General features: G+C 38.0%; 11 protein-coding genes and 1 pseudogene. 5 read left to right on the forward strand and 7 right to left on the reverse strand.

What is annotated here, in order from left to right:
- Positions 1–95 precede the first annotated feature (95 nt).
- A complete protein-coding gene (locus MHO82_RS15595) occupies positions 96–476 on the reverse strand; it encodes a helix-turn-helix domain-containing protein (protein ID WP_239185087.1) in 381 nt (126 codons plus the stop codon).
- Positions 477–626: 150 nt separating this feature from the next.
- Here MHO82_RS15595 and MHO82_RS15600 point away from each other — a divergent pair, with 150 nt between their 5' ends.
- From MHO82_RS15600 to MHO82_RS15610, 3 genes are all read left to right on the forward strand, one after another.
- On the forward strand, positions 627–1,169 hold the full coding sequence (locus MHO82_RS15600) for a nuclear transport factor 2 family protein (protein ID WP_239185089.1): 543 nt from the start codon (positions 627–629) through the stop codon (positions 1,167–1,169).
- Positions 1,170–2,115: 946 nt separating this feature from the next.
- The gene (locus MHO82_RS15605) at positions 2,116–2,748 is read left to right on the forward strand and encodes an RNA ligase family protein (protein WP_239185091.1); all 633 of its coding nucleotides are present in this window, start codon (positions 2,116–2,118) and stop codon (positions 2,746–2,748) included.
- A 1-nt stretch (position 2,749) separates the two neighbouring features.
- Positions 2,750–4,012: an AAA family ATPase gene (locus MHO82_RS15610; protein ID WP_239185093.1), complete on the forward strand. Its 1,263-nt coding sequence runs from the start codon at positions 2,750–2,752 to the stop codon at positions 4,010–4,012.
- Between the two features lie 544 nt (positions 4,013–4,556).
- Here MHO82_RS15610 and MHO82_RS15615 read toward each other — a convergent pair.
- The 6 genes and pseudogenes from MHO82_RS15615 to MHO82_RS15640 form a co-directional block, all read right to left on the reverse strand.
- Positions 4,557–5,060 (reverse strand): outer membrane beta-barrel protein, encoded by a 504-nt coding sequence (locus tag MHO82_RS15615; RefSeq protein WP_239185095.1) that lies wholly within the window; start codon positions 5,058–5,060, stop codon positions 4,557–4,559.
- Between the two features lie 156 nt (positions 5,061–5,216).
- Positions 5,217–6,797 carry a methyl-accepting chemotaxis protein gene (locus MHO82_RS15620; RefSeq protein ID WP_239185097.1) on the reverse strand — a complete coding sequence of 527 codons (1,581 nt, stop codon included), beginning with the start codon at positions 6,795–6,797 and terminating at the stop codon, positions 5,217–5,219.
- Positions 6,798–6,997: 200 nt separating this feature from the next.
- Positions 6,998–7,288: pseudogene (locus MHO82_RS15625) on the reverse strand (putative quinol monooxygenase).
- Between the two features lie 23 nt (positions 7,289–7,311).
- Positions 7,312–7,707 (reverse strand): VOC family protein, encoded by a 396-nt coding sequence (locus MHO82_RS15630; RefSeq protein ID WP_239185099.1) that lies wholly within the window; start codon positions 7,705–7,707, stop codon positions 7,312–7,314.
- Between the two features lie 82 nt (positions 7,708–7,789).
- Positions 7,790–8,095 carry a ribbon-helix-helix domain-containing protein gene (locus tag MHO82_RS15635; protein WP_239185101.1) on the reverse strand — a complete coding sequence of 102 codons (306 nt, stop codon included), beginning with the start codon at positions 8,093–8,095 and terminating at the stop codon, positions 7,790–7,792.
- Positions 8,096–8,611: 516 nt separating this feature from the next.
- Positions 8,612–11,374 (reverse strand): hypothetical protein, encoded by a 2,763-nt coding sequence (locus MHO82_RS15640; protein WP_239185103.1) that lies wholly within the window; start codon positions 11,372–11,374, stop codon positions 8,612–8,614.
- Between the two features lie 444 nt (positions 11,375–11,818).
- On the opposite strand from MHO82_RS15640, the gene MHO82_RS15645 reads away from it, so the two are divergent.
- Together MHO82_RS15645 and MHO82_RS15650 are read left to right on the forward strand one after the other, a co-directional pair.
- Positions 11,819–12,127: a DUF6506 family protein gene (locus MHO82_RS15645; RefSeq protein WP_239185105.1), complete on the forward strand. Its 309-nt coding sequence runs from the start codon at positions 11,819–11,821 to the stop codon at positions 12,125–12,127.
- Between the two features lie 78 nt (positions 12,128–12,205).
- Entirely contained in the window at positions 12,206–13,003 is a 798-nt protein-coding gene (locus MHO82_RS15650; protein ID WP_239185107.1) for a helix-turn-helix domain-containing protein, read from the forward strand.
- Positions 13,004–13,160 lie beyond the last annotated feature (157 nt).

Consider the following 13,160-nt stretch of genomic DNA (forward strand, 5'->3'; position numbering starts at 1 on the left):
AACGAAGTGTTGTCTAAAGCCTTCACATTGGGCACTTTTAAACTCAAAAAGTGCCCAATGCTTGTTACCTTTGAGCAGTCTGGAAAGTCGTCATCCTAGCCTTTTTCGTCAAACTTTTTTCGAGCTTGTTTGATCTCTTCTTGATGATCATCAGCCCAACAGACAAGTTTATACAACGGCTTAACGATATCTTTCCCCATTTCTGTCAGAGCATATTCCACTCGTACAGGCACTTCAGGATATACCGTCCTATTTACGTAACCTTCTCGCTCTAGATCTCGGAGAGTTTGGGTCAACATACGCTGAGAGATCCCTTCTATTCTTGATTTCAGTGCATTAAACCGCTCTGAACCATCGACTAGAGCAAAAAGAATAAGCAGCGACCATTTATCACCTATCTGCGCCACAACGTTACGTACTGGGCAGTCTTCAGTATTGTGAAAAATACGCCTCTCTGATTTTGCTTTTTCTGCCACTTTTTCATTCCTTCTTAGCTCAATAATCTCGATACCGGTTACCAAAACCTGCCTAACTAAGCATTCGGTGCCTTCTTGTTTTGTAGGTTACTATTAATTACTATGGTTATCAATGTATACCTTAATAGCAAAAAACAATTGGAGCCACCTATGTTTAAAGTACTGACCTCATTGATTCTTCTATTCACGAGCACACTGCTATATGCGCAACCGAAAGACACGTTGATGATTGATTTTCCATCACTTAAAAAAACAAGTTGGACACAACAAGAATTAGCCAATGCAGAAATAATTACTGATTTTGTGCAAAACCTTATGAACAACCATAATTTCGACTACATTCTGGAGCACTACAACGACAGTTCTTATGTACAACATAATAGAAATTTACCTGACAAAGTAACTGGCTTAGTTGGCTTCCTTGAAGAATTTGTCGAGGATTACCCTGATTACGCTTACGACGTAAAACACATTTACGTTGATGGTGATTACGTGATCTTCCATTCTCATGCCACGTTAGATAGAGAAGACAGAGGAAACGATCAAAAAGGAATGAATATTATCGACACTTGGCGAATCGAAGAAGGTAGAATTGTTGAACACTGGGATTCAATCCAAGCTCTTGATTTCTCCATGAGGGTTTATTCCCTTATCAGCGGCGGTGATATCGCTAATTCCAATGGTGTTTTCTAACCTATTGAGAAAAAAATTAAAAACCGAAGCTCTACGACGCTCAGCATAAACAAGTCGTTGGCAGCATCAATACAGGCTTTTCTTTATCTCAGAAAAGCCTTTGCCCTATCCAATCTAATAACTGTTACGTATGAAGTAGTAGCCGTCTATGGAGTGTTATTTGAACAATCGAGTTATCTTTACTGGTGGGGATGTAAGATAAGAGTTTGGTAGTCCTCGCTTTTAGTTATCAATTATTTATTGCTTTGTAAGTATTGTTTGACTATTATTCGCCCGCCTATTATTCAGGTAAACCATAATCATCAACTAACTGTAAAGGAGTAAAAAATCATGACAAATACATTATTACCCTTTGCAGGTCTTGTCCTATAAGTAGCAGGAAGCTATCCAATAATTCTCTTTTTAAGGAATTAGCTTTCTGATAAAGCTACGCCCCGGTCTCTTATCCGTGTAAAAAGACCTGCCAATACGTTTTTCGTTTTAAATCCTTGTTTTCGTAGCAAAGAAAAAGGAATTGGTACTATGGCAAATCCGTCCAAAGATTACTGAAAACGTTAGCCTTATTGCGCCTACTAATACTCAGCCAACGATATTCAGTGGGCTGACACTATTTCTGTGATGGAGCAAAAACATAAAAATCGCTCAAAGGCTCAGTTTACTCGGCTTTTAGACTACAAAGATATTCATGTGCTCGATATTTCAGACGAGTATCAGTACATGGATGAAGAACTAATTGAAATTATGAAGCAATCGGTTAGCGGCTATTTAGGAATAGCAGCACTATAAAACCAATAATTTACTAGAGGGTAGAACGATGTAATTCCATCAAAGCACAGCATGTTAGCAATCTCGCGATAGACAAAAATGTGGGAGGACTTGCTGTGCCTATTCGATGACAGTTAAGCAAGTTGCTTAGTGTTGAATTAAATAGAGATGGAGTTATAACATGAGAATTAAATACCCTCGCACCCCACATTTACCTTGGTCACCGGGTGCCACAAATGATGATATACACCAAGGTAATTTAAGTTGTTTTGAAGGCAAGATAGTCGTTGTTACGGAAAAAATGGACGGCGAGAACACTACTTTATACTCAGATTACGTGCATGCTCGTTCTATCGATAGTCGCTTCCACCCATCGAGAACTTGGGTTAAGGCATTACAAGCCGAAATCGGATATCGAATTCCAACTGGATGGCGCATTTGTGGAGAAAATCTATATGCAAGACACTCAATTGCTTATGACGAGTTGACGAGTTACTTCATGGCTTTTTCAGCATGGAATGACAAAAACGAATGTTTAAGTTGGGAAGAGAGTAAACAGTTTTTCGAACAGCTAGGGCTGGTAACACCAAAAGAGCTATATCTGGGGCTGTGGTGTGAAGAGACAATTAGGAATATCGCTTTAGATACCAAGCATCAAGAAGGTTATGTTGTTCGAATTGCTGACAGCTTTAATTTTAATGAATTTGCTCAGTGCGTTTCGAAATGGGTGAGAACCAATCACGTGGCAACAGATCAACACTGGATGCATGCTGAAGTGATACCTAATGGACTTAAAGACACTAAAGGAGGCTAAGATGAACAAATTGAATACATGGTTAGAAAGCTTAGCCTTAGATCATTCGCCTGATTTCGAAGAGTGTACTTCCTTTTTAGCGAGCTACTTTCCGTTGTTAGATGAATTTGAAAATACAGAGCAAGATAAGGAATGGCACGCGGAAGGCAATGTCGCTATTCATACGGATATGGTGCTACAGGAGTTATATGCCTTGCTATCTTCAGAGGCAACTCATATTCAAGGAGTAAAAAGGCAAGTACTCATACTGTCGGCCTTGCTTCATGATATTGCTAAACCACTTACTACTCGTCGGAAAGAAATTGCAGGTGTTGAACGAGTTGTAGCATCTAGGCATGAAGAAGTAGGTGCTAGCTATTTGGCAACTCGTTTAGTTGAGTTGCCACTTGCCCACAAATCTGTAATGCAAATTATGGGGTTGGTAGGTTTTCATCAAGTCCCTAAGCTTTTGGTGGTAAAAGACCAAGGTTACAGTGAGTATTTTCGTTTATCTTTAAATGCTGATTTGGAGCTTTTATATTGGCTTGAACTCGCTGATATGAGAGGCCGAACTTGCATTGACTTAGATAAGCAACTTGACTTACTTGAGCAGTTTCGATTGTTTGCTGAGGACTATGAACTTTGGGGTATCGATGAGCCTTCGGGACATCACCTAAGCAACATACAACTAAAGTCTTGCCGATCTGAACAGGTATTTTTAGATGGTTATGCAATTAAGCAGCTATCACACGGGCACATTAGTACTGTTGAAGAGGCAATAGCGAAAAACTATGAGCCATGCCAAAACTATAGCCATTTATACATAATGTGCGGGATAAGCGGCAGTGGCAAATCGACTTGGATCGAGAAGAACTTGGATGGTTTTGAAGTCATCTCCCTAGATGAAATTCGGAAAGAGCTGAATGGAAAGCGTGAATGCCAAAAAAGTCGAGGACAAGTTTTACAGCTGGCCAAAACTCGTTTGAAAAATGCATTGGCAAACAAACGAAATGTGGTTTGGGATGCTACCAATATCCGAAAAGATTTCAGGAATATGATTTGTGAACTGGGTGAGAACTATGGAGCGTTAATCACAATTGTTGCTTTTCAACTTAAGGAAAGTAGCCTTCGCGTGAATAACCAAAATCGTCAATTCGCGGTATGTGATGATGTAGTTTCTAGCCAACTGGACAAACTTGAATGGCCATGGGCAACTGAAAGTCATCGTTTTTTGATCATAGGGGAAAAAGGCTTGGAGCTATATAGAAAAGGGAGTTTTAACTAGGCGTTTACCTCTCAATCGTATTAAATTCAAAGTTACCTAGGATTCCCCTTAGGTAACTTTTTAATCTGAATGGTATACCACTATTATTTATCCCTTAAAATTGAATTCCCCATACAAAATATAATTTAATTTTCCTCGGCTGACTCAAAAAACGAAAATGATAATTGTCCAAAAGCAACATAGACTGAGACGCCATGGGAGTATTTAGCAAGATACGAAAGCAGAAAAATTCTAACGTGCCGTGCCATTAAAACCGAGTAGGTTACAAGTCGGTGTCACCTTCGTAATCAGCACTATAGGGTTATTGACGCTCCCCGCTAAGAGATCAAATGTTTTCTGCCACTCATCAGGCACCTCGATCTGAAAGGTATTAATATTGAGGTGGCTAAATAAGTATCTATTGCGATTTTTATCTCATCTAGGTAAGGGACAACCTGTAGTGGTTGCCCCAACGTTCTATGGTTTTAATGGGAGTTACAAAATATGCAATTCTGCTCGAGAAGCTTAGATTAGAACTTTTTGTGAATACATCAGAACTATCCCCTTAGTAACTAACTAGACTAAAACTCAAAGATATATTATGTATGTCGTAATTTCTATTATTATAATCTAGACCATCAAAATAATTATAGCTTAACCCTAAAGTTAGATTATTATATATTCTATACTCAGCACCAATAGCCCAAACCATAGAAGTAATATATTTATTGGATGTATCTCCAGTTGATCTGACTTGTGAAATATGTGCACCGGGCTCAAAGTAAATATAGGCACTTTCTAATGGCAACTCGAACCTTGGATTAAGAGTCAAAGAATCAATAGATATAGTGTTTCCATCATCCTTTATCGAATCATGTGTCCAAAGCCCCATTCCACCACTAAATATATTCGATGATCCTGTACCCATCTGCACTGCAGCACTATACGTGCTCCCTTTGTCACTATAAATTGATGAACCTAACTTTCCATTTAAATAACCATAGTTTGCAAGTGCTTGCATTGGGAAAAATATAACTGCTGCTAATAGCAATCTGTCTAGAAAACGCATAGTTAACCTTAGTAATATATGTTTACTTAATTGATATAATATATTGGGGTAAATTAAATAAAGCTATTCAACCAATTAAACGGTCGATTTTACGATCATATTTCCCCGTGCATTGCTGAGAAATAAGCGGACAGTAAAGTCTAATACGCCCAGTTATTAAACCTTAAATTTTGAAAGTGCAGTTTTAAGCTCGATGTTCATTGAATTTACTTGTTCAACGTTACTTAACATCTGGTTTGCATTTTCAGCTACAAGCTGCCCCTTAGAATAGATAGCCGTTACATTAAGGTTTACCTCCTCTGCCACGACTGATTGTTCTTCTGTAGCTGTAGCTACTAGGGTGTTCATATCACTTATTTTTATCGTATTCGTTTGTATATCATCAAGTACTGTGCCCGACTGTTCTGATAGTTCAATTGCAAAATTCGCCTTTTGACGACTTAGCTCCATTGAATTGTGGGCATCGGCTGAGGCTAATTGAAGCGAGTCGATAATAGATTCAATTTCCGATGTTGATTCTTGAGTTCTGTGGGCAAGACTTCGAACTTCATCGGCCACCACAGCAAATCCACGGCCAAATTCACCGGCTCTGGCGGCTTCTATTGCAGCATTGAGAGCAAGCAGGTTGGTTTGTTCGGCTATAGCTTTAATCACTTCAAGGATCGAGCCGATATTATCGCTACTATCTTTTAAGTCGCAGATCTTTTTTGCTGTTACTTCCATGTCATCCCCAAGAGTGACCACACTAGCAATGGTATCAACTACCGTATTACGGCCTTTATCTACTATAGTCGCAGTATCATGTGTTTTGGATAGAGTCAGATTAGCATTGTTGGCAACTCCGTGAATGGTACTGCTCATTTCATTGATAGCGGTGGATATCATCTCCATCTCTTTTAATTGAGTCTGGATTATCTCTGTTGTATTTTGTGTCGAAACAGACATTTCGCAGGATAATGTATAGATCGATTCTGATGTATTTCGAACTGTTTTAACAATGTTTTGGATTCTATCCATAAAACGATTAAAAGAGCCAGCTATCTCAGAAAACTCGTCTTTGCTATCTTCTTTCAAACGGACTTTCAGATCTGCATCACCGCTAGCAACACCATTCATCGCCGCTTTAAAGCCATTTAGCCGAGAAAAAATATTTTTACTTATGGCAAACATTAGTGCAGAAATGATTGTTATAAAGCTCAGAATAACAACTATAACTTCTATAAGAAACTGTTCAAATACATGATCAACACGGTCAAAATAAAGCCCTGTACCAATAATTATATTCCATGGTTTAAAGTCAATAGCATAGGCTACTTTTGGCTCCGGAATAGTTCCACCTGCTTTAGGGTAATTATGATAATGATAAACCTCTCCAGACTCTCGTGCTATTTGAATCATCTCCTTGATAAGAAATGCACCAGTATCAGGGTCTCGCACACCAATCGTATTGCTTCCTACTAACTCAGGAGCCCCACCCATAGCAACAAAATTACCTTCATAATCGATGCCATAAAAAAACTCCTGACCACTGTAATAGCGCATTTGATGAATAATATTCTCAAATTTTTTAATAGCTTCAGGCTGACTGAATTTCCCCGCTTGCACCTCCTTATCCAGCGCTTTAGCTACACCTACAGCACTTTCAGTAAGAACTTTAAGTTCGCTTCTAAACTGATACATCATAAAGCCATTTGTTTTATACAAAGCAAACAAACTAAGAAGTACTAGGGATAACATACTCACCCCTGCCATTAACATGATTCTGATTTTTATGGACATTTCTAATATTTAGCCTAGCATGAAAATTTTATAGGTAGCTTCTGCCTAGATGATTTTTTGCCAGAATGCTACTTAAAGAGTTAACGTTAGGCCCCATTTATGCTTCATATATTTCGCCATAATGAGGTCTTCAATGTTTTTTGTAATTGAGAAAAGAACTAAACTTCTAAAACTTCGTAAAAAGTAATATCTGGTTCGCAGACTAGTACACCTTCGGTATTTTTTAGCAAAGCGGTAAAATGGGGTTACTTACAATGCTCATCGAAAGCTTTTTGGTCAGAAAATTGCTCTTGAAACATAAATAGTACTGGGTTGCTTTTATCTTTAAATAAGCAATAACGTTTTCAACCTGCTTCTTCTCGGGTGGGTGTTAGCATCGCAACCAACAAAGACTCCAGAGCCTGCTCTCTCCCAGTTTTAGCGTGAAATATCGCGGTTAAATTAATCATTGTGTTTACTCGCTCTGTCATAATTACAGGTATCGTCCTTGACGTTGTAAAAACTCGATCTTGTATCCATCAGGATCGATAATAAAAAAGAAGGTCGCGAGGTGGGCTTGATTGTGATCAAGCGTTTCGATATCGGAAGCTTCGATATCTAATGCGATCATTCGCTGATGAGCTTGCTCAATATCTTCGACACTAACGGCCATATGCCCATAACCATTACCATGAGTGTACTGCTCAGATTGGTTATGGTTATAAGTCAGCTCTAGTTCAAAGCCTGTTTGAGGGTTAGCTAGGTAAGTTAAAGTAAAATTATCAAAAACATATTGGTCTTTGATGTCGAGTTCCAGTGCAGCACGATAGAAGTTGATGGATTCGGTAAGGTTGCTAACCCTTACCATAGTGTGGATAAGTTTCGTCATGTCTACCTCTTATTCAGTTGAGACCTAGAATAAAGGCAAGGAATGAAGCGTTGGTAGTACTAGAGTACGACAGTAAAATTAATTAGCTACTTGAGGTAAATCGTCGTTTGACTATGTCCATGACTTCGTTAGGCTGGCGTAGATAAATTAAACAAGCACAACGCAACAATGAGGTGAAATTGTTAATTTCTCCGTTGTGTGCCAAAGCTTCGTTGTAGATTGCACTGATAAAATGGGGCAGCTTCATTTGTTGTTGCTCAGATATTTCTTCAAGAACTTGCCAGAAGCTCGCTTCCAATTTAATGCTGGTAGCATGGCCATCTATTCGGATAGAGCGAGCAATGAATTGATAATTTTCTTTAGGTTGCTTAGAAAAGATGTTGCACATAATAATCTGCCAATATACGAGAAAGTCAAAGTAAAGGTGTAAGTCAGAAGTTGATTAGGTTTGGTTTAGATGCGATAGTTCAGCAATGCGTATCACTCACGTTTACCTATGGAGATCCTCGCTTTTATAGTGATTGCGTAGGCTTTGAACGTGTCACAGTCAATCAATTTGCAGCACCACATAAGCTAAACTATCCACATGGCTGGCTTGAAAAATCGCCTAACTCAAGAGCCTCTAAAACCTATTGCTGGCGCTTCAAGCAACGTAGAAGCTTTTGATAAAGCAGAGTATTGGTAATGAATATCTTCCTCGATTGAAAACTAAACCAAGCTTTATCGACTAAGATAAAAAGAGCAACTCTCCTAAACAAAATAATTTCATCGCATTGAGGCTGAATAAATTTCGATGCTAATTAAATAAAGTTCTAATTTAAAATTGGCCTATATAATTTATATAGGCCAAAAAATTAAAAACTTACTAATATAAATGCCCGTTAATTAAACGATTATCTATATATTAAATTGATGTATCCTTTATTCTATACCTTTCCTCTAGACAAAAAGTATCTTTAAGTTCGTTTGCAGGAATAAATCTAGGTTTGTTATGATTATATACGACTCCACTTCCAGGCCGCTTATAATTAGGTCCAGATAGACGATGTCGAAATTTTACAGGATAAGTATAGCTTTGAAAAAACCTTGCATTGTTCACTGTTGGATCTAGTAATCTTTCAGATGATTCTACTAGCCCCGCACTAGATACAACTACTTTTAAGTTGTAGCTTACATTATCAACGTAAAGTTCTTTATCCGCAATCGCTAATTTTTTCCAGTTTTTGATTGGCACAAACTCCGTTATGCTAACTCTTTCCCCGTTTACAAATCGTTCAAGCGCAACAAATACATCGAGATCATCTTCGGTCCAACCTGAAGCTGGGTTAATTGTATAAAAAAGATCATCAAAAACTTTTGTTATACGACAAGAATCTGTACACAGGTAACGGTTATTAGCTAGAGTTGAATCACTGTACTCGAATATACCCATTTCAATATTGCCGATCAGAGAGAATACGCCTAGCTCCTCATTATAACTAGGGTACATTTCTCCACCTCTTTGATTAACTTCTCTTGCATATTTTGTATTTTGAGCCCCTGGCATTGCAATGTTCATGATGTCAGCTTGTCCTTCAAAACTCACATTACCTCGGAGGGCTAGCTCACCAACATTAACAGTTGGCATCGGCGGTGGTAAATCAAATCCTTCTATTTGCGCAGGAACACTAAAATTTGCAAAACCAAAAATACTGGAGACACCACCTAAAAGCGCAGAAGAAATAGGTTCTGGGCTCAATGAGCTTGCAGCACCAAAACCTTGACTCAGCTTATCCAATGCCGTGGCGGAATCAGATGTGGACAACCATGTATTTTCTTTATAAACCGCGGTTGCATAATCTTCTTGATCTTTAAATTCATCATAAAGCGCTTCATAGCTAGCAAATGTTATATTACCAACTTGATTATCTACTCCTGTTCCAGAATCCAAATAACTAGTGAAATAATCTTGGCTAAATTGCCCCTCACTATCTCTAATTGGTACAGCATTACTAGCGGTTACCCCTGTTAAAACAGTATCACCATTAGCTATTGGGGTAATGGTTACACTTAGTAGTGAGTCAAAGCATGAAGTACACGGATCATAGCCCACATCAAAGTCAGCATAAATCCACTGTACATTATCAACAGGATAAAGCTTAGCTAGCGCTGTTACACCAGTTGCCTTAGCCTCTTCGCTTAAGTGTGAAGGTGATGTCGGTGAAAACAAATTGGTTGCAACTCTATTATTAGTACCGTTATGGCTTAGTTTTATTGCTGCACCGTTATACAGACCAGGGAATATATCATATAGTGCAATAACTCTAATTTTACTTGTATATTTATTGTATAAAATAAAGTATGGCGATCCATAAGACTTTTGTTCAACTACAGTTACACCGTCAGAGTAGTAACCCATATTTTGCTGTACCAGCTCCCAACCACTTTCAGGACGATTATCTGGTATCATGAACGCATTACTTTCATCTACTGAAAACGGGTATCGACCTAAATTATGTAAATAAAAAGGTGATATTTGGTCATCTTCAAGAGTAGGGTTACTACTACCATTATATGAATAATAGTTTAATATTTTACTCGTCCAATCAAACTGATTGGTTTGATAGTCCTTTCCATCCAGATCATATAACCATGTTTTTTTATCTTCAGGGATATATGGTTTTGAAGGATCTGTTGTTATGTAGTCTTCAATATAACTATTAACTATTTCTTTATATGGTAGGGTATCTTCTTTTGTTTTTAAGCTCCAAACTACTGGATCACCATTGTTACTTCCCATAACGACAAGTTTCCTGTCGCTAGACAATTTTAAATAGTCGCCACTATCGACGTTTCTTAATCTAAAGTTATTAGGCTCAACCAGTTCAATAGACCATTGGCAAGCTTTTTCTTGATCAGTAATGTCATGGTTAGGACGTAAACATAACTCTTGACCATTATCCGATAAAAATGAAACTGTGTTACCATTATCTATAAAATTAAGCTTCCACGTTGATATACCTTCATCAATTAATGATAGGCTCAAATCATCATTAGTCGCAAAGCGACTTTTCCGATATTTATCTAGAAATGGAACTAAGTAATAATCTTCAACGTCACTATAAGCATTTAGTCCTGTGTGTATTTTTATGGATGAAACTTCACCATTTAGCCTAATGTTTTTACTCACTGAAACAATAGTCTCATTACCTGTGAAGTTTTTTCCAGAATATAATTTAGCTTGATACCCTTTTCCCGGCGGGAAAGATATTGAATAAGTAGAGTTGATAAAGCTTAATGATTCTAAATCCTCTACACTTTGGCTTAAACAACGCCTAGCACCCAATTGGTTATTTTCCCGGTACAAACAAACTTCTTCATTTGAGTCCCCATTATCATTAAAGCCAACTGTCCAACTATGATTTCTATAGGGCTCCCCACTGAAGTCATACGTCCCTGGCCCAAAGATTTTACCTTGAGAGGAGGTTATTTTATAAGGTGAAGGTATTATGACTTTACTGATATAACCACTATTATATGTTTCTGTAGGTTTTAGACAAGACCCGCCTCTAGTTAGATGTGTAGAATTAAAAAACTCTACGGGGCAATGCCCTGTTTTCTTATAATCAGCATAGGTATTAAAACTTAAACAGCTTATTCCAGCCAATAAGTAACTTCTTATTTTCATTATTTAGCCTTATTTATTAAAAATATAAAAGACAAGATTAAAAATTATAAAACTAGTATTTTAGGAGTTATAATAATTTAATTTAAATAGGTAAACTCTATTACCGCCATAAGAGACCTGTTAATAAATGTATTTATTTCAATTTTTTCAGAAATCAATAAAAAAACATAAGGTGTTGTTTTTAATGATATATATTCTAACCACCAGCAGCAGCCTAAAAACGGGAGTGAGTTTTTCGACATGCAGCCATAATCTGCATTATGGAATACATCTCCTCCCTTTCATTCACCATAAAGGATCGGTATTAACTAATATTGTATAAATCCGTCAATGCACCTCCTTCCTTCCATTCATCATGGATAATAGGCATTGACGGATTTATACAATATCAGTTAGCCCTCTACTTGTATTATTAGCGCCATCGTTCACATAGGGAATACAATTATGTCTACTGTTTTTCAAGCTGCTTTTATTTTCGTTGCTCCACACGCCGATCCTTCACGTGATGTTTCTTGGGTGCGTACTGAAGAAGTGCATGTAAAAACCATTGCGGTTTCAAGTTACCAACAAGCTTGCGAGTTAATGGATTCACTGGTCGAAGAAGGGATTAAAGCGGTAGAGCTTTGTGCCGGATTTGGCCACCAAGGTGTTGCCGATGTCGTAAAGGCCGCTAATAATCGATTACATGTGGGTGTGGTTCGCTTTGATAAACACCCTTGTTTAGACTTTGCTAGTGGCGATGAGTTATTCTGATCACCCTAAGCCTTGTAATTAAAGCCACCTCTCCCCCAAATTATTCCAGCCAGAGGTGGCCTGACACTAAGAATTTATATGCGACAAATAACACCATCCCCATTACTCAGTCCATATATTGCGCACTTTTGGCTATGGGAGCACAGCAACCTATCAGCTCTGCCAAACATGCTACCCGGAACTGGGGTTGAACTTCTGCTCAATTTTGGTGATGAACTCATCATCGAGGCCACTCAATCAGCACGACTCCGCTTTGGTGAAGGAATGATCCTTTGCCCACGAAAATCCCTCATGCGTATTCACACAACAGGAAAAACCAAGGTTCTTTCTATACGGTTTCGTTCTGCGGGTTTTTTCACCTTATTTGGCATGCCGTTAACTGAACTGTCTGATAAGTTCTGCCTCACAGAGAACTTATTGCCCACTTCGCTGCTAGAACAGTTGATTAACTTAAAAAGTGATATTGCAAGGGTTAATTTATTAGAACAATGGTTACTCCAAAAACTCTCTAAAATGACTAACTCAGACACAGCACTGCCGTGGGCTATTGATGAAATTTACTACCAACATAACAACCACGGCATTGCAGAAATCAAAAACCAACTAAAATGCAGCGAACGAACCTTCCAGAGGAAATTTAAGTTATTTACGGGTGTCGATGCTAAATATTTTGAAAGAACCGCCCGGTTTCAAGCCACTCTTAAAGACTTACTGGCGGCTCAATCAAACAAATACATAACAACCGCACTCAACCATGGTTACTATGATCAAGCCCATTTTATTAAAGAGTTCAAATACTTCACTCAAACGACGCCCAGTGAGTATTTGGTAGAAAATAATTTCACCTTAAATTACTACTCGCTAAGCTCATGGTGAGATCTGTGTGATAAAACACCCTAGCGATGAGGGAGTAAGTCAGGGACTGTTTTAAGGCATCTCATAAATATGATTAATAACATACAAAAAATAAACCACGTCAAATATGCATGATTTATAGCCCCAACAAAAGAAACGTAAAAACAGTATTTATTGT

Source organism: Vibrio sp. Of7-15, from assembly GCF_022347565.1.
In the GTDB taxonomy this organism is placed as follows: domain Bacteria; phylum Pseudomonadota; class Gammaproteobacteria; order Enterobacterales; family Vibrionaceae; genus NORP241.

What these genes read in the sequence shown, in the direction of transcription:
- MHO82_RS15600 (WP_239185089.1), top strand. Translation starts at nt 627, where the DNA reads ATGTTTAAAGTACTGACCTCATTGATTCTTCTATTCACGAGCACACTG.
- MHO82_RS15605 (WP_239185091.1), top strand. Translation starts at nt 2,116, where the DNA reads ATGAGAATTAAATACCCTCGCACCCCACATTTACCTTGGTCACCGGGT.
- MHO82_RS15610 (WP_239185093.1), top strand. Translation starts at nt 2,750, where the DNA reads ATGAACAAATTGAATACATGGTTAGAAAGCTTAGCCTTAGATCATTCG.
- MHO82_RS15615 (WP_239185095.1), bottom strand. Translation starts at nt 5,060, where the DNA reads ATGCGTTTTCTAGACAGATTGCTATTAGCAGCAGTTATATTTTTCCCA.
- MHO82_RS15620 (WP_239185097.1), bottom strand. Translation starts at nt 6,797, where the DNA reads ATGTTATCCCTAGTACTTCTTAGTTTGTTTGCTTTGTATAAAACAAAT.
- MHO82_RS15630 (WP_239185099.1), bottom strand. Translation starts at nt 7,707, where the DNA reads ATGACGAAACTTATCCACACTATGGTAAGGGTTAGCAACCTTACCGAA.
- MHO82_RS15635 (WP_239185101.1), bottom strand. Translation starts at nt 8,095, where the DNA reads ATGTGCAACATCTTTTCTAAGCAACCTAAAGAAAATTATCAATTCATT.
- MHO82_RS15640 (WP_239185103.1), bottom strand. Translation starts at nt 11,374, where the DNA reads ATGAAAATAAGAAGTTACTTATTGGCTGGAATAAGCTGTTTAAGTTTT.
- MHO82_RS15645 (WP_239185105.1), top strand. Translation starts at nt 11,819, where the DNA reads ATGTCTACTGTTTTTCAAGCTGCTTTTATTTTCGTTGCTCCACACGCC.
- MHO82_RS15650 (WP_239185107.1), top strand. Translation starts at nt 12,206, where the DNA reads ATGCGACAAATAACACCATCCCCATTACTCAGTCCATATATTGCGCAC.